General features: G+C 61.3%; 15 protein-coding genes. 6 read left to right on the forward strand and 9 right to left on the reverse strand.

The window, feature by feature from the left end; all coding sequences use genetic code 11:
• Nucleotides 1-82: 82 nt before the first annotated feature.
• Both KHO30_RS03715 and KHO30_RS03720 read right to left on the reverse strand, forming a co-directional pair.
• Nucleotides 83-1,114, reverse strand: a complete 1,032-nt coding sequence (locus KHO30_RS03715) for a CobW family GTP-binding protein (RefSeq protein WP_211700088.1) — start codon at nucleotides 1,112-1,114, stop codon at nucleotides 83-85.
• 18 nt (nucleotides 1,115-1,132) lie between these two features.
• Nucleotides 1,133-2,092, reverse strand: a complete 960-nt coding sequence (locus KHO30_RS03720) for an MBL fold metallo-hydrolase (protein ID WP_211700964.1) — start codon at nucleotides 2,090-2,092, stop codon at nucleotides 1,133-1,135.
• Nucleotides 2,093-2,404: 312 nt separating this feature from the next.
• Between KHO30_RS03720 and KHO30_RS03725 the strand changes: the two genes are divergently transcribed.
• Nucleotides 2,405-2,857: a cupin domain-containing protein gene (locus KHO30_RS03725; RefSeq protein WP_211700089.1), complete on the forward strand. Its 453-nt coding sequence runs from the start codon at nucleotides 2,405-2,407 to the stop codon at nucleotides 2,855-2,857.
• Here the strand turns inward: KHO30_RS03725 and KHO30_RS03730 are convergent.
• Genes KHO30_RS03730 through KHO30_RS03745 form a run of 4 tightly spaced genes read right to left on the reverse strand, consistent with a single transcriptional unit; the run spans nucleotide 2,838 to nucleotide 7,287 of the window.
• On the reverse strand, nucleotides 2,838-4,070 hold the full coding sequence (locus KHO30_RS03730; protein WP_211700965.1) for an NAD(P)/FAD-dependent oxidoreductase: 1,233 nt from the start codon (nucleotides 4,068-4,070) through the stop codon (nucleotides 2,838-2,840). The genes KHO30_RS03725 and KHO30_RS03730 overlap by 20 nt on opposite strands.
• A gap of 27 nt (nucleotides 4,071-4,097) precedes the next feature.
• Nucleotides 4,098-4,454, reverse strand: coding sequence for a RidA family protein (locus tag KHO30_RS03735; protein ID WP_200651807.1), 357 nt, complete (start codon nucleotides 4,452-4,454; stop codon nucleotides 4,098-4,100).
• A 4-nt stretch (nucleotides 4,455-4,458) separates the two neighbouring features.
• Entirely contained in the window at nucleotides 4,459-5,985 is a 1,527-nt protein-coding gene (locus KHO30_RS03740; protein WP_211700090.1) for an amidase, read from the reverse strand.
• A 15-nt stretch (nucleotides 5,986-6,000) separates the two neighbouring features.
• A complete protein-coding gene (locus tag KHO30_RS03745; protein WP_211700091.1) occupies nucleotides 6,001-7,287 on the reverse strand; it encodes an MFS transporter in 1,287 nt (428 codons plus the stop codon).
• Between the two features lie 100 nt (nucleotides 7,288-7,387).
• Here KHO30_RS03745 and KHO30_RS03750 point away from each other — a divergent pair, with 100 nt between their 5' ends.
• The gene (locus tag KHO30_RS03750) at nucleotides 7,388-8,062 is read left to right on the forward strand and encodes a helix-turn-helix domain-containing protein (RefSeq protein ID WP_200618967.1); all 675 of its coding nucleotides are present in this window, start codon (nucleotides 7,388-7,390) and stop codon (nucleotides 8,060-8,062) included.
• Nucleotides 8,063-8,092: 30 nt separating this feature from the next.
• Here KHO30_RS03750 and KHO30_RS03755 read toward each other — a convergent pair whose 3' ends face one another.
• Nucleotides 8,093-8,971 (reverse strand): LysR family transcriptional regulator, encoded by an 879-nt coding sequence (locus KHO30_RS03755; RefSeq protein ID WP_244863932.1) that lies wholly within the window; start codon nucleotides 8,969-8,971, stop codon nucleotides 8,093-8,095.
• Nucleotides 8,972-9,210: 239 nt separating this feature from the next.
• On the opposite strand from KHO30_RS03755, the gene KHO30_RS03760 reads away from it, so the two are divergent.
• The 3 genes from KHO30_RS03760 (at nucleotide 9,211) to KHO30_RS03770 (ending at nucleotide 12,652) form a co-directional block, all read left to right on the forward strand.
• Nucleotides 9,211-10,338, forward strand: a complete 1,128-nt coding sequence (locus tag KHO30_RS03760; RefSeq protein ID WP_211700092.1) for a C45 family autoproteolytic acyltransferase/hydrolase — start codon at nucleotides 9,211-9,213, stop codon at nucleotides 10,336-10,338.
• Nucleotides 10,339-10,524: 186 nt separating this feature from the next.
• Nucleotides 10,525-11,277, forward strand: a complete 753-nt coding sequence (locus KHO30_RS03765) for an alpha/beta hydrolase (protein ID WP_200651824.1) — start codon at nucleotides 10,525-10,527, stop codon at nucleotides 11,275-11,277.
• Between the two features lie 4 nt (nucleotides 11,278-11,281).
• Nucleotides 11,282-12,652 (forward strand): MFS transporter, encoded by a 1,371-nt coding sequence (locus KHO30_RS03770; protein ID WP_211700093.1) that lies wholly within the window; start codon nucleotides 11,282-11,284, stop codon nucleotides 12,650-12,652.
• Nucleotides 12,653-12,775: 123 nt separating this feature from the next.
• Here KHO30_RS03770 and KHO30_RS03775 read toward each other — a convergent pair whose 3' ends face one another.
• Entirely contained in the window at nucleotides 12,776-13,558 is a 783-nt protein-coding gene (locus KHO30_RS03775; protein ID WP_093636790.1) for an SDR family NAD(P)-dependent oxidoreductase, read from the reverse strand.
• A gap of 149 nt (nucleotides 13,559-13,707) precedes the next feature.
• On the opposite strand from KHO30_RS03775, the gene KHO30_RS03780 reads away from it, so the two are divergent.
• Nucleotides 13,708-14,607 (forward strand): LysR family transcriptional regulator, encoded by a 900-nt coding sequence (locus KHO30_RS03780; RefSeq protein ID WP_211700094.1) that lies wholly within the window; start codon nucleotides 13,708-13,710, stop codon nucleotides 14,605-14,607.
• Between the two features lies 1 nt (nucleotide 14,608).
• Here KHO30_RS03780 and KHO30_RS03785 read toward each other — a convergent pair whose 3' ends face one another.
• On the reverse strand, nucleotides 14,609-15,568 hold the full coding sequence (locus KHO30_RS03785; RefSeq protein ID WP_211700095.1) for a LysR family transcriptional regulator: 960 nt from the start codon (nucleotides 15,566-15,568) through the stop codon (nucleotides 14,609-14,611).
• Between the last annotated feature and the right edge of the window lie 3 nt (nucleotides 15,569-15,571).

The following is a 15,571-nucleotide window of genomic DNA, read 5'->3' on the forward strand; positions in this document are numbered from 1 at the left end:
GACTGTCCGGCGGCCGTCCAGGTGGTTCCTGCTCGAGTTATCGGCGGATGCGAGTGAAAGTTTTGTCCTGTGAAACCCTCGGTTAACAGCTTGCCGCTGCCTCTACCCCGGCTTCGCGCAGAAAATGCGTGATCGTCTCCTCGATCACCGATCTGGCGAGACCTTGCACGATAAACACGAGCCGTGTCGTGTGATCGTCGTCAGGCCACGCTTCGAGTCGCAACGGTTCATGCAGCAACTGCTGCACACCATGGAACACGACAGGCCGGGATTCGCCGATGAAATTGCCGATTCCCTTAACCCGCAGGATCCGTTCGCCGTGATAGCCGAGCAGCACGGTCAACGCGGTTTCGAATGCCTGCATCGGCAATGCCTGCGAGTAAGTCAGTGAGAAGCTGTCGATGTCTGGATGGGCCACGCGTGACGCCGTCGCGCCACGCATCAGCAACTTGCGCGGCGCAGGCTCGGCGCGCAACCAGGGCCGCAAGGCACGCGGTGTCAAGATGTCGAGCAGCTGTTGTGCGTCAATCTCGCCGTTGCGCACCGGGATGCGTGGCGCACCCGGATTCAGCGCCTCAAGCGCCGCCTCGAGGTCTGCCAGCGCAGCCGCATCGACCAGTTCAGCTTTAGTCAGCAACAGCCGGTCGGCCACGGCCACCTGCTGACGCGACTCCTCATGCCGGGCAAGTTGCGCGGCGCCGTGTTTCGCATCGACGGTCGTCACGATGCCATCGAGCTGCAAACGACCTTCAAGCGCCGGGTCACCCAGCAGCAACGAGATCACCGGGCCGGGCCGCGCCAGCCCAGTGGTCTCGATCAGAATCCGCTCGAAGGCCGGAATCTCGCCACGCGTGCGGCGCTGCAGCAGATCGGTGACGGTTGCAGCCAGTTCGTCGCGCACGCCGCAACACAGACAGCCGTTTTCCAGCAGGGCGATGGTTTCATCGCGCGAGGTGCTGACGAACAGATGATCGAGACCGATCGCGCCCAGTTCATTGATCACCACCGCACAACGGCCCAGCGCGGGCTGCGGTAGCAGGCGATTGAGCAACGTGGTCTTACCCGAACCGAGAAAGCCCGTCAGCAACGTCAAGGGAATCGCAGCAGATTGCATGGCAGCTTTTCCCGACACTCAAATAACCTGCAGGTCTTTGCCGACGATGATCTGTCCGTCGAAATGCTTGCGCGCATCGGCGGCCCACATCTCGTCGGTAATCGCGGGGTCGCCGCCCGGCACGAAATGGCTCAGCACCAGCGTCTTGACGCCCGCCGCCGCGGCGATCTTGCCGACCTGCTCGGTGCTGGTGTGGCTCTTCATGAGGTGATCGAGCAGCGTCGGTGCGTTGTCGACGGTCTTCATCAGCTTTTCGAGCGCGGGCAGGTACATCACTTCATGCACCAGGACGTCGGCGCCTTTGGCGAACTCGGCAAGCGCCGGGAAATAGGTCGTGTCGCCGGAGAAAACGACGGTGCGGTCCCGCGTTTCGAAGCGGTAAGCGAACGCCGGCTTGATCGTGTAGTGATCGACCAGTGTCGAGGTGACGCGTACGCGGTCGTCTTCCATCACAAGGCGCGGGCCGTCGAATTCATGGATGTTGATCAGCGGGCGGAACGGCGGACGGCCTTCTTCGCGCATGCGCACGTCGAGGTCGATCGCGTTCATATCGACGAAGTCGTCGATCATCTTTGTCATGCGTGGCGGCCCGTACAGATTGACGGGTGTGTGCAGGCCGGTGGCCCACGCGAGGAACACGAGGTTGCCGAGGTCGGCGTTGTGATCCGAATGATGGTGGGTCAGAAAGATGTCCCGGATGCCCGGCAGCTTGATGCCGGCTTTGGTCAACTGCAGCGCGACGCCGTTGCCGCAATCGACCACGTAAGGCTGACCATCGACCACCAGCACGTTCGCCGGCGCCGCGCGCAGGTCAGAAGGCGTAGGGCCTCCCTTGGTGCCAAGCAGAATCAGTTGTGTGCCTTTTGTCGAATGTCCCGCAGCGGGTGCCGTGGTTGAGGAGTTGGCCGGTGACTGCGCGTGGGCGTCCTGCATCCACGGCAGCGCCGCAGTCGTGCCGGCTGTCACGGCAATACGCATGAAATCACGACGGGAACGTCCGAACGGCTGATCACTCATGGTTCTGTTTCTCCTGATATTTTTGGTTGAGGTCTGCTCGATTTTGCTGGGTTAATCCCCTGCGGGCAACACATCGGCCAGTATGCCCGGGATCCAGACCCTGTCCTGCCGGTTACGGTCCGTCGCTGCTCCGGGACAAAATATGTCCTTGAGAGGCGCATAATCCTGGATGAGTTGCGTTCCGTTTGGTCGGCGGACGCGCCGCAAGCGGTCCGCCCCTTACCTGCAACGCTAGTGGACTGACGAGAATCCTGAATCCAAAGGAGTTCGAAAATGACACTTAACGGCGCAACTCCGATCGAACCAATCAACATTGGTCAATTGAAGATTCAGTACCTGATTGATGGAACTGCTACGGGCGGGATGGGTGTTTTCGAACTGACTGTGGGACCGGGTTCACAAGTCCCGCCGCCACATAGCCACACGCGTAACGAAGAGTGTGTCTACGTGCTGGAGGGCATGCTTCGGTACTCGGTCGACGGAGTAGTCCGAGACCTGGTACCAGGAGAATGGATGTTTACTCCGCGTGGGTCGGTTCATCACTTTAGCAACCCGCACAATGACACGGCCCGCGCGCTGATCGTCCTTACGCCCGACATAGGCGCTCAGTATTTTCGTGATGTCGGAGCAATCGTAAGCGCAGGCGGACCGCCCGACCGCTCAAAGCTTATCGATGTCATGTCGAGGTACGGGCTGGTGCCGGCGGCTAGAACCGGTCCGCCCTGAACGGCCGGGTATCTACAAGGGGCTCCTCGCCGGTCATCATCTCCGCGATCAGCCGTCCTGTCACAGGACCCAGCGTCAGCCCGTGATGCGCATGACCAAATGCAAACCACAAACCCTTGTGCTTTGCCGCCGGTCCGATGATCGGCATCATGTCCGGCGTACATGGGCGGCGGCCCATCCACGGTTCGGCGTCCAGACGCCCAGCAAGCGGGAACAGCGTGCGGGCGGAGGGCTCGACGGCGTCAAGCTGGTTGGGCGTCTTCGGTGCGTCGTGCAGCGCGATTTCGGCGCCGGTCGTCAATCGGATACCTTTGGCCATCGGCGCCAGCAGGTAACCGCGTTCGACATCGAGGACCGGGTGATTCAGACGCGCGCCTGGCTGCGCGCCATAGTGCATGTGATACCCGCGCTTGGTGCCGAGCGGCAGGCGATAGCCCAGCCGTGAACTGAGTTGATCCGACCACGGGCCCAACGCGACCACCGCCGACGATGCCATGATGGTGCCCGCCGATGTATCTACCGCCCAATGATCGCGCAACGTATTCGCATCGCCGATGAAATAACGCCCGCCTAGCTGCTCGAAGTATTCTGCGTAAGCCGTGACGAGCGCGTTCGGGTCACTGACGGAATCGGATGCCGTGTAGCGCAACGCGCCGATCAGGCTGCGGTCGAGATCAGGCTCCATCTGTTGCAGACTCGCCGCGTCGAGCGATTCGAATTCGACGCCGTATTCGCGATGCCACTGCTCGACAAGCTGCGTTTCACTGTCGCGAACCGCTTCAGTGCGGAATACCTTCATCCAGCCGATCGGACGCAATAATGCGCTCACGCCGGCATCGGCGGCTAACGCGCGGTGCTCGCTCACGCAATGTTCGATCAGCGTCGAATACGACCGCGCAATCGCCGCATGCTTCACCGGATGAGAATTGCGCCAGTATTGCCACAGGAACGGTGCGGCCTTGAGCATCGCGTTGGCGTGAAATCGAACCTCCGGCGACCGGTTGCGCGCGTATCGCATCAACGTGCCGAGTTCGCGCGGAAACGCATACGGATACACGCCCTCGCGCTGGATCAGCCCCGCGTTGCCAAACGATGTCTCGTTGCCGGGCGGCTTGCGATCGACCAGCGCAACCCGCTGGCCGCGCTTCTGAAGATGGACGGCGACGCACACGCCGACGATGCCCGCACCAAGAACGACGGTATCGAATTTCATCATGCTCATGAGCTCACAGACTGACGATTACGCCGACAGTGCCGTCACCGCGACTTCGACATCGCAACCCGGTTTCATCAGCAGCGCCTGGACGCAAGCGCGGGTCGGCGCATGGCCGGCAGGCACCCAGACGTCCCACACCGCGTTGAATTCGGCGAAGTGCTTCGGATCGCTCAGCCAGATATTCGCCGACAGCAGGTGTGTACGGTCAACGCCGGCCGCTTCGAGCAGCGTGTCAATACGCGCGAGGATTTCGTTGGCCTGTTCGGTTACGGAGACGTTGGCCGTGTCAGGCACCTGGCCGGCCAGATACACCACGCCGTTGGCGATCACCACCTGGCTCATGCGCGCGTTCGTTTGCAGACGTTTGATTGGGTTCGACATGTGTTTAGACCGTTGAAATGCCGGCGCCATTCGGGCCGGACTCGTTGAAAAGAGGCGGCGCCGTCACGATCGACTTCAGCGACGGATCAGCCTGCGTGAGCTTCGACAGATCGGGACGCGGCCGGCGCAAAACCGGCGACTGATCGAAGACCTGTTCCAAGGCGTGCGCGACGGCGAGCGTTTTCCGATCGCCATGAAACGGGCCGACGATCTGCAAGCCGAACGGCATGCCCGCATGATCGACACCGCAGGGCAGCGACACGGCGGGATGCGTCGTGAGTGTGACGACGTAGGTCAGCGCGAGCCAGCGATAGTAGTTGTCCTGTTCGCGTCCATCGATCTGCGCTGCGTACAGTTGTTGCCAGGGGAACGGTGAAACCGGCGTGGTGGGCGAGAGGATCACGTCGTACTGTTCGAACGCACTCTGGAAGCGTTTGAAGATGCGGGTCTGCTCGGCTTGGGCCCAGGCGCTGTCGCCGAGGCTCATGCTCGCGCCCATTTCGTAGTTCGCCCGCGTGTTGGGTCCGAGCAGGTTCGGATCGCGCGTATAGGCATCGTGCAAGCCGGCGACGAAGCTCTCCGCGCGGATCACGTCGAAGCAACGGTGTACGTCGCCGAGATCGAAGCTCACCTGCTCGCAGGAGCGGAATGACGGCGCGATTAGCGCGATGCGCTCGCGGAACACTTTGCGGATTTCGTCGTCGACGTCGCAACTGCTGAAGTCTTCAGTCCAGCCGACTCGCAGCGAGCCGAGGTCGATATCGTCAGGCCGCGCGAAGGCCAGTGGATCGACGTGAAAGCTGAGCGGATCGCCGGCGGAGATGCCCGCGCTTGCGGCGAGCTGCAGGCAGGCCTCGGCGACGGTGCGGCCCATCGGCCCGACCACCGAGATCGGCGACCAGCCGACCAGCTTGCGTGAATTCGGCACGAGGCCGGGCGTCGGACGAAAGCCCACCACGCCGCATTTCGACGCCGGAATCCGCAAGGACCCGCCGGTATCGGAACCGGTGCAGACCGGCAGCATGTCGCACGCGAGCGCGGCGGCCGAACCGCCTGACGAGCCGCCCGCGTTCAACGTGGGGTTGAATGGATTGCCCGTTGCGCCCCACACCGGATTGCGCGTATTGGCGCCCGCACCGAGCTCCGGCACGTTGGTCTTCGCTGTGACGATCGCGCCGGCGGCGCGCAGGCGCTCCACCAGCACCACGTCTTGCGTGGGAATGTTGCCGCGCGACATGGGCGAGCCATAAGTCGTCAGCAGACCGGCTGTATTTTCGAGGTCTTTGACGCCGAGCGGCAAGCCATGCAGCAAGCCGAGCGCTTCGCCGTCGAGAACCTGTTTTTCGGCGCGCTTCGCGGCTTCTCGCGCGGCCGGGAAGTCCGTCGCGGTCACTGCGTTGACTGCGGGATTGATCGCCTCGATACGCGCAATGCAGGCGTCAAGCAGTTCGACCGGCGAAATCTCTTTTGCACCGATCATGCGGCGCAGCTCAACGGCGCTGCGTCCAACCAGTTCATTATCGTGACTCATTGCATCCTCGATTCATCAGGCGAGCGCTTCGCCCGTACGGTCCTTCAGCCAGATTACCGGCACCAGCGAGATGGCGCACGCGGTGGCCACATACCAGGCCGGCGCGAGCGGGTTGCCGGTTTGCGCGACCAGCCAGCTTGCGATGAACGGCGAGAAGCCGCCAAAGAACGATGCGCTCACTACGTAGGTCAGCGCAATACCCGTTGCGCGGACATGCTTTGGAAAGAGTTCCGGGATCATCACGAGCACCGGCACGATCTGCCCCGCGACAAACACGGCGAGTACGGCCGATACGATGCACAGCGCGGTCATCGACGGATGCGCGCTGAGGAAGGCAAAGGCTGGATAGACGAGCAGCAGCATCACGACGCGCGAAATAACCAGTACGCGCTTGCGGCTGAAGCGGTCCGCGAGCATGCCGGCCAGCGGCGCCGCCGCGAACAATACAAGCGAGCTGACAATGCCCGACGTGACAGCCGCGGTGGAGGAGAGATGCAATGTACGCACCGCGTGGCTCGGCAGGAAAAACGCCGTGATGTAGACGGACACGGAGCCGCCCAGTTCAGCAAACGTGCCGAGTATGGTGAGGTTCAGATGCGTGGTCAGCGCCGCTTTTAGCGCGCCGCGCGGCGGCGCTTCGCCTGGCTTGCGCTCGGCGAGCGTTTCTTCGAGCCGCTTGCGGATCAGCATGCCGGCCGGCGCGGCGACGATGCCGAGCAGGAAAGGAATCCGCCAGCCCCAGTCGAGGATCGCCTGTTTGGGCAGCGTGGCGTTGATCAGCGTGGCCACGAGCGCACCGAGCACGAGACCGGCGGCAGTGGCCGCGAAGTTCCAGCTGGCGAAGAAGGCGCGCGTGTTGTCGGTCGCATATTCGACCAGTAGGGTGGTGCCCGGACCAAACTCGCCGCCTGCGGCGAAACCCTGGATCAGGCGCGCGCTCAGCACGATCAATGGCGCCGCGAGCCCTGCCACGGCGTAGGTCGGCGCACAAGCGATCATCGCGCAACTCAGCGCCATCAGCATGATGGTGAGAACCATCGCCTTCTTGCGGCCCGCGCGGTCCGCGTAGGCGCCGATCACGATGCCGCCCAGCGGCCGCACCACGAAACCTACGCCGAACACGCCGATCGACAGCAGGAACTGATTGACCGGCGAAGCGCTCGGAAAAAACAGTTGCCCGATCTGGATCGCGAAGAAACTGTAGATCGTGAAGTCGTAGAATTCGAGCGCCGTGCCGATCGTGGTGGCGGTGATAACGTGGGTTTTCGTCAGACCGGACTTACTCAGAGCAAGGGTAGACACGATAGGGTTCCCACAGGAAGGGTGGAATCGACGTGAGTTATCATATACGAGAAAAAATAAATTCTCGTATGTGAGAAAATTTTCTGTGGAAGTGAGTGAAATGGCCAAAGCAGCAGTGAGGGACAACCAGGCCGAGGCGCCGCATGAGAGGCACGAGGTGCATGAGGCGCCGCCTGCGCTCGACCACAAACTCGTAGGCGGCCATTTGCGGCAGGCGCGCAAGGCGCGCGGGCTGACGCTGACGGAATTGTCCGAGCGCTCCGGCATCGCCGTGTCGACGATCTCAAAGGCCGAGCGCGGCGATATCGCCCTGACTTACGACAAGTTTGCGGCGCTGGCACATTCGCTTGAACTGGAGTTCGACGCGATTTTCAGGCGCAGCCGCAAACTCAATCAGCCGGCGCGCGTGATGAAACCGTCCTTTACGGCGAACGGCAAACAGGAGATCTACGATACGCCGAATTACGAGTACGGCATGCTCGCCAACAATCTGACCGGCAAGCGGATGGTACCGATGCGCGCACACATTCGCGCCCGCGCCGTCTCGGACTTCCCGGAGTACATCCGGCATTCAGGCGAGGAGTTCGTCTTTGTGCTGGCAGGCCAACTGGAATTGCGCTTTGAAAAGGGCAAGTCGTTCAAGTTGATGCCGGGCGATAGCCTGTATTTCGACAGCTCGATTGGGCATGTTTACCTGAGCCTCGGCAAGGAAGATGCGGAGGTGTTGGTGTGCTGCGTAGATACGGATGAGCATCGGCCGAATGACGCCATCTGAGCGGCGTGTCGCAACTCGGGCGCTGAGCCGCTATTCGGCCAGCGCCGCGAGCAATTGATTCTTGACGATCGCGGTGGCCAGTGGCTGCCGCCCGAATTCATACCATCCAATGTGCCGGCGCCACGCCGTGCCCGGAATCGGCCTCACCGACAGCAGCGGATCTTCGTCCCAGGCGGCGTGCCGCAAACGCGGCACGATCGACACGCCCACGTTCTGCCGCACCAGATCCGCGATCGCGGCGATCGAATTCATTTCCAGAATAGGGTTGACCTCGGCGCGCAGCCGCCGAAGCAGGCTCGCCACATGGGTGCCTGTCAGCGATGCGGCTTCGAAGCCGATGAACGGATGACGCTTAAGCAGTGAGGTCACCGACGCATCGTCGGCGGCGATCGCCGGATTGACCAGCAATACCAATGGTTCGTCGTAAAGGCGCTCCCACAACTCGGGTAGCGTGGTCACCCGGAGTTCGCTGACGATCACCGCCGCATCGATTTCCCCGGCGCGCACCTGGCGCCCCAATTCGGCGCTGTCGCCGTGCGTGAGACGTACCTTCAGGCCAGGGTAGGAGACCCTCAGCTGGATCACGTTGGCTGCCAGAAACCCCATCGACGACGCGGTCGAGCCGATCGTGATCGAACCTTCGATGTTGAGTTTGTCGGCCACGCCGCGCAACAGCGAGTCGTACGCGGCCACCACCATGCGCGCCTGCTCGATGATCGAACGGCCGGCATCGTTCAACTGGATGCTGCGCCCGCTGCGGTCGAACAACTGCCGCTGACACACGCGCTCCAGCGTACGCATCTGCGCGCCGACCGCGGCGTGCGTGAGCGCCATGCGATCGGCAGCCGCCGCCATGGTGCCGTGTTTCTCGATGGCGAGAAACGTCCGCAGCATTCGAATTTCACTCATGCGGGATCTCCTTCAGGGCCCTCGGGATGTGCTCGGATTGCACGATTTTTTCCCGTCTCCGCGCGTTGCATGATCGCACGAAACGAAAATTTTTCTTTCCTTTTGGTAAAGAAAATAACGCTTTTTATTTTGTTTGTGGCCAATGAAAATCGATCTGTCACAAATCAGGCCGATGGCGTCAGCGCGGGCTTAGTTCCGCTTCATGTCGTCGGTGGCAGCCAGGGTGAGGAGTCCCACACATGTCGCAAATCCAGCAGTTTCCATTCGTCAGCGTGTCCGGCAAACCGTATGAGCGCGGTTTGCAATATGGCCGTGCGGCGGCGGCGCGGGTGCGCCTGAGCGCATCCCGCTACGGCCAGACGCTGCGCAATCTCGGCTACAGCGAAGCGTCGCAGACGGCGCTGATCCGCTCGCTCGAACAGGTCATCGGCGAATTTCAACCGGAGTATCTAGACGAGATGCGCGGCATCGCCACCGGTGCGGAAGTGCTGTTCGAAGACATCGTGATGATCAATGCCCGTACCGAGGTGCTGGCCAAGGCGCGAGCCGAAATGGCGCTGCAGGCCGACGACGAAGACGGCTGTACCGGCGTGCTCGTGCTGCCGTCGCGCACGTCGACCGGGCAGTTGATCCATGCACAGAACTGGGACTGGAAGGCCGATTGCGTCGATACCGGCATCGTCTTGCGCGTACGCAACGATAACGGCCCCGATTTCCTGACCTTCGTTGAAGCGGGCGGCCTCGCACGCAGCGGGTTCAATGCCGCGGGCGTGTCGATCACCGCGAACTATCTCGAGTCCGAGCGCGACTTCATGCAACTGGGCGTGCCGCTGTCGCTGCTGCGTCGGCGCGTGCTGGAAGAGCCGGTGTTTGCGAACGCGTTGCGGGTGATCGCCACCACGCCGAAATCGTGTTCGAACAACATCATGCTCGGGATGGCCGAGGGCTTCGGCATCGATTTCGAATGCGCGCCGAACGAAGCCTTCCCGATCTATCCGGACGACGACCAGATGATCGTGCATGCGAACCATTGGATCAGCCCGGTCGCCCGCACCAAGTTGCTGGATACCGGTTGCGAGAGCTCACCGGACAGCTATTACCGCGACTGGCGCGTACGTCAGTTGCTGACGGCCGCACCGAAGGTGGATCGCGATGCGGTCAAGGCCGCGCTGTTCGACGCGTTCGCCACGCCGTTTTCGGTGTGCCGTCCGCCGCGTCCGGGTACACGTCACACGATGACCGCGACGGTCGCGATGATCGTCATGGTGCCGGCCGCTGGGGAAATGGATGTCGCACCGATGCCCGCGCTCAATCGCATCTTTACCCGTTACAGCCTGCACCACGAGCCGCTCGCCGAAGCGGCTTGAGCTGTGAACAAACACGCGTGCCTCGCAGCGCGAGGCATACACGACACCGCTGAAATCGTCAGAGAGGAATGACAGATGTTCGAAGCAGAGACGCGATCCGCTCCGGGTCACGAGAAAGCGCAGGCGCTGTACGACCTGGGTTCGACCACCGTGTACGCAAGTCGCCACGATTCGCGCTTTCCGTATGTGCTGTACGTGCCGCCCGAAGTCCTGACACCCGGCAACGATGTGGAACTGGTCGTCGTGATGCATGGCACGGGGCGTCAGTTCACGCAGTATCGCGATGCGTTCGCGCCTTTCGGCCGTTGGAACCGATGCATCGTGCTGTGCCCGTTGTTTCCGGTGGGCGTGCGCGGCGATGGCGAGCGCAGCGGCTTCAAGCGCCTGATCGAAGGCGACATCCGTTACGACAAAGTGCTGCTCGACATGGTGACCGAAGTGGGCGAGCGTTATGGCAAGCACTTCGACAAGTTCGCACTGTTCGGCTATTCGGGCGGTGGGCAGTATGTGAACCGCTTTGCGTACGCGCATCCGGAGCGGCTCTGGGCCGCGTCGATCGGCGCACCGGGCAACGTCACCGTGCTCGATGACACGAAAGACTGGTGGCTAGGCACGGGCGGTTTCGAGCGCCATTTCGGCAAGCCGTTCGATCTGGCCACCTTGCAACGTGTGCCGGTGCAGATGGTGGTGGGCCGTGCAGATCTGGAAACCTGGGAAATCACGGTATCCGAAGATAGCCCGATGTATATGCCAGGTATCAACGATGCCGGCGCGACGCGCCCGGAACGGCTGCGTACGCTGAAGGCGTCGTTCGAGGCCGCCGGCATTCGCGTGCGTTTCGATGAGATGGCGAATATCGCCCACAACGGCATGCAGGTCGTCGAGGTGGTTCAGGAGTTCTTTGCGCAGACGTTGCGCACCCTGCGGGCCGGAGGATAAACACATGAACGCCCAAAGCGACTCAGGGAAGGTCTGGAAAACCATCGTATCGACGGTGATAGGAGGCACCTTCGAGTGGTTCGACTTCATGGTGTACTCCTATTTTTCGAGCACAATCGCGCGGGTGTTTTTCCCTAACGTCGATCGCAGCGGTGCATTGCTGCTAACGTTCGCGACCTTCGCGGTCGGTTTCCTGGTCCGTCCGATCGGCGGCGTGGCGATGGGCATGGCCGCTGACCGGGTCGGGCGGGTGAAGGTACTGTCGTGGATCATGGTGCTGATGTCGGTGGGCTCGCTGATCCTGGGGCTGACCCCGGGCTTCGCGACCCTTGGGCTCGTCGCGCCTCTGCTGGTGGTGATCGGCCGCCTGGTGCAAGGCTTCGCGGTGGGCGCGCAATTCGCGCTGTCGTCGGTGACGATTTACGAGGTTGCGCCGCCCAACCGGAAGATGTTTTACGGCAGCTTCAATATGCTGTCGATCGGGATCGCCGCGATGTTGTCTTCGGGATGCAGTTACCTGCTGTCGCGTCACCTGTCGCATGCGGAACTGGATAGTTGGGGATGGCGCGTGCCGTTCATGATCGGCGCGCTGGTCGGGCCCATCGGCTTTTACATCCGCCATCATGTCGCCGAATCGGATGAATTCAACCGCTTGCAGGCGCGCCCCGCGGCACGGGCGCCCATGGGCGAGCGGCTACGCGATTTCGTGCGCGAGAACGGCGACGCCGTAGTGTGCGCGATGGGCGTGATGATCGCCGGCACGTCGCTGAACTATGTGTGGAATGCCTATCTGCCAACCTACGCGCAGATTCAGTTGCATCTGTCGCTCAGTTCGTCGCTGCAAGGGATATTCGTCACGAGTATCGTGATGTGCGTTCTGTCGCCGGTATTCGGCATGGTGGCGGACCGTGTCGGCGCGTATCGGCTGTTCTTTTTCTTTATCGTGGGCTGGCTGATCTGCGTCTTTCCGTTGTTCGCGTACTTACTGGCCGACCCCACTGAAAGCCGTCTGATGATCGTACGGATTGTCGGCATCCTATTCCTGACGCTGCAGGGTGCCGCGCATCCAGGGATGCTGGTCAAGATTTTCACCGTGCAGGGGCGCTCCACCGGCGTGGCTATTTCGTATAACACCTCGGTCATGCTGTTTGGCGGGTTGGCGCCGTTCTATATCTCGCTGGTGGCGCGTTTCACGGACGGGCACTTCATTCCACCGAGCTACCTGCTCGGTACGGGGTTGCTAGCGATCACGCTGGTGCTCGCTTCGCGCACCGGGCGGCGGGTGTTGCAGGAGGATCGGCTGGAGCGCCGGCAACGGCGTGCGGCACGCGAGGCAGGTATGCAGCGGGCGAATTCGGGCGATCCGGCGGCTTAGGTCGCGCGGACTGGCCGCGCCTGCGGCGTTTCTCACCGTCCGGATCGACGAAGACACCCTCAGGCAGCCAGATGGTTTCTAATTTTCTAATGTCCACCCGCCATCAATACGGCGCTGAAAAAATCAGACTTGCACGCGTCCGCCATCAACGAACAGTTCTATCCCGGTGATATAGCTGGCATCGTCGGAGGCGAGAAAGGAAACTGCCTTGGCGATTTCATCGGTGCTGCCGACACGGCCAAGCGGTGTCGTTTCGGCAACCTCTTTGCAATAGGCTTCGATCTGTTCGTCGCTCAGCTTGAGTTCGGTCTTGTACGCAGGCGTGACGACGACACCAGGCGCGACCACATTGACGCGGATGTCGCGGCCTTTGAGATCCGATGCCCAGGTGCGTGCGAAGGAGCGCAAGGCGGCCTTGGTGGCGGCGTAGACACCGAACGCCGGTACCCCTTGTATCGATGTGATCGATCCTGTGATTACGATGGCGCTACCGGCCCGCATGAACGGCAATGCACTCTGCACGGTTTGCAAGGTGCCTTTCACGTTGATGTCGAAGTACTTGTCGAATTGCGCTTCGGTGATCTGTCCAAGCGGGGAGAACTCGCCGCCGCCCGCATTGGCAAAGAGAATGTCTATCCGCTGATGTTCCGCGGACACCGTGTCGACGACTTTCTTAAGGTCCTCCGCCGACGAAATGTCGCCACGAATCGCGCGTGCCCCGTGCCCGATTTCAGATACCGCAGCGTCTAATTCCGCCTGGCGTCGACCAGTGATAAACACCGTTGCACCTTCGCGAGCGAGGCGTTTGGCGGTAGCGAGGCCGATTCCGGTGCTGCCGCCGGTTACGAGCGCCACCTTTCCCGCATGCTTGGTCGAATGGATGTTGTCGTAGAGAGACGTTGTCATTTCAGGGCTCCTGCTTGAGCTGTGTGGTTCAGTTACGTGGATCGGTTACGTGGATCAGTGAGCCCAGCTTAGTTTAAACACCCACGCAGATAAATATGTATATTGTGGTTTATCTATCCACATGGATGGATAATCGACGAGGTAGATCCATGGATCATCTGCAGGCCATCCGTATTTTTGTTCGCGTTGTCGAGACAGGAGGCTTTGGGCGGGCGGCCCTTTCTCTGAATATGCCCAACGCCACGGCAAGCAAATGGGTCCAGTCACTGGAAGCGCACCTTGGCGTAAAGCTGCTGGAGCGCAATACGCGGCGCGTCAGTGTGACGACCTATGGCGCGGCTTACTATGAGCGCATGCGGCAACTTCTCAGCGAGCTCGATGACATCGAGGCGACGCTGGGTCGGGAGGAGGCGAGCCCGCGTGGTGTGCTCAGAGTCGACGCTGGCGGATCGACAGCAAGCGGCATTCTCATTCCCGCGTTGCCGACCTTTCTCGAGCGTTATCCGGACATACAGGTCCAACTAAGCGTCACTGACCGTACCGCGGATCTCGTCGCCGAAAACATAGACTGCGCAATTCGCAGTACGGCCGACGATCCGGATCTGGTGACGCATCCGATCGGGAAGCTTGCGTGGACCACATGTGCGAGTCCCGCGTATCTCGCGAAGTACGGCACGCCGAAACACCCTCAGGAAATCGTGGACAACAAGCTGCCTGTTGCGGGATATTTTTCTGCCAGTACGGGTGTGACGCAGCCCCTTGTATTTTGCAAGGACGAGGAGACGATCACGCTTGGCCGTGTACGCAATGACGTTCTTGTCAGCGAGAGCAATTCACACATTGCAACTGCACTGGCTGGTTTGGGGATCGTGCACACATTGGACTTCATGGCTCGCCCGTTCATCAAGCAGAAGAAACTTGTACCCATTCTCACGCGATGGCGACCGGACCCGCTTGAGATCTATATCGCGTATCCGCCTAGCCGACGATATAGCACCAAGGTGAGGGTGTTTGCCGATTGGGCCGCTGCATTGTTCGCGTCTGCGTGACTTATGGCTTGCGGCCCGCTTTCTTTTTCTGATCGTAGATCGAAGCGCCAGTTTCGACAGGTATAAACGGTGCTTGAAACCGATCGATCAGAAAGTCGATGAATGCGCGGGCGCGGGCCGTCTGGTTTCGCTGGCTCGGATAGTAGACGAAGAGGTCCGCTGAGGGCAGCACCGTTTCCGGCAAGACCAGTTTGAGCCGCCCACTTTGGACATACTTCGCGAGATCCCATTCGGAACGAATCAATATCCCATGCCCGTCGAGCGCCCACCTCAGCACAATATCGCCATCATTGCTCGATAGTGCGCCTTTGACTTTCAACGCCTCGGTGTGGTCCCCCTGCATATACCGCCACACGCCATAGGCATCATCGTTCTGCCGATGAATGATGCAACGGTGCCGAACGAGATCTTCTACACGCTCCGGTGTCCCGAACCGCTCGAGGTATTTCGGGGAGGCGCAAAGAAAACGACGATTGCTCATGATGCGCCGGGCGCTAAGCCGGCCGTCGGGGAGCTCGCCAAAACGGATCGCCATATCGAACGCTTCCTCCACCAGATCGATAGGCCGGTCGGTTACTTCGAACTGGATCTCCACGTTGGGAAAGCGCTTCGCGAATTCGGACACAAGCGGTGCGATGGTCGTGCGCCCGAAGCCGAGCGTCGCATTCACGCGTAACAGTCCGTGGGGATCGGATCGAGCCCCCGATATCTCGTCCTCCATCTGCCGGACTTGCCCGACGATCTGTGTCGCGTAGCGCAGATAGGTCTCGCCCTCGGGCGTCAGGCTGACACTCCGCGTTGTCCGGTTGACTAAGCGCGCCCCCAGTCTTTGTTCCATCAGCCCCAGGCGTTTGGTCGCGGCCGGCGGGGTGAGATCGAGCGCCCGCGCCGCGCCCGACAAGCTCTTGAGTCTGGCGAGGAGGATGAAAAACTCGAAGTCGGAGGCTGAGTCAGTTGTCACTTC

It is taken from the genome of Paraburkholderia aspalathi, assembly GCF_905220735.1.
In the GTDB taxonomy this organism is placed as follows: domain Bacteria; phylum Pseudomonadota; class Gammaproteobacteria; order Burkholderiales; family Burkholderiaceae; genus Paraburkholderia; species Paraburkholderia aspalathi.

Excerpts from the sequence above, each read along its gene's own strand:
- KHO30_RS03715 (WP_211700088.1), bottom strand. The coding sequence starts at position 1,114 with ATGCAATCTGCTGCGATTCCCTTGACGTTGCTGACGGGCTTTCTCGGT.
- KHO30_RS03720 (WP_211700964.1), bottom strand. The coding sequence starts at position 2,092 with ATGCGTATTGCCGTGACAGCCGGCACGACTGCGGCGCTGCCGTGGATG.
- KHO30_RS03725 (WP_211700089.1), top strand. The coding sequence starts at position 2,405 with ATGACACTTAACGGCGCAACTCCGATCGAACCAATCAACATTGGTCAA.
- KHO30_RS03730 (WP_211700965.1), bottom strand. The coding sequence starts at position 4,070 with ATGAAATTCGATACCGTCGTTCTTGGTGCGGGCATCGTCGGCGTGTGC.
- KHO30_RS03735 (WP_200651807.1), bottom strand. The coding sequence starts at position 4,454 with ATGTCGAACCCAATCAAACGTCTGCAAACGAACGCGCGCATGAGCCAG.
- KHO30_RS03740 (WP_211700090.1), bottom strand. The coding sequence starts at position 5,985 with ATGAGTCACGATAATGAACTGGTTGGACGCAGCGCCGTTGAGCTGCGC.
- KHO30_RS03750 (WP_200618967.1), top strand. The coding sequence starts at position 7,388 with ATGGCCAAAGCAGCAGTGAGGGACAACCAGGCCGAGGCGCCGCATGAG.
- KHO30_RS03755 (WP_244863932.1), bottom strand. The coding sequence starts at position 8,971 with ATGAGTGAAATTCGAATGCTGCGGACGTTTCTCGCCATCGAGAAACAC.
- KHO30_RS03760 (WP_211700092.1), top strand. The coding sequence starts at position 9,211 with ATGTCGCAAATCCAGCAGTTTCCATTCGTCAGCGTGTCCGGCAAACCG.
- KHO30_RS03770 (WP_211700093.1), top strand. The coding sequence starts at position 11,282 with ATGAACGCCCAAAGCGACTCAGGGAAGGTCTGGAAAACCATCGTATCG.
- KHO30_RS03775 (WP_093636790.1), bottom strand. The coding sequence starts at position 13,558 with ATGACAACGTCTCTCTACGACAACATCCATTCGACCAAGCATGCGGGA.
- KHO30_RS03780 (WP_211700094.1), top strand. The coding sequence starts at position 13,708 with ATGGATCATCTGCAGGCCATCCGTATTTTTGTTCGCGTTGTCGAGACA.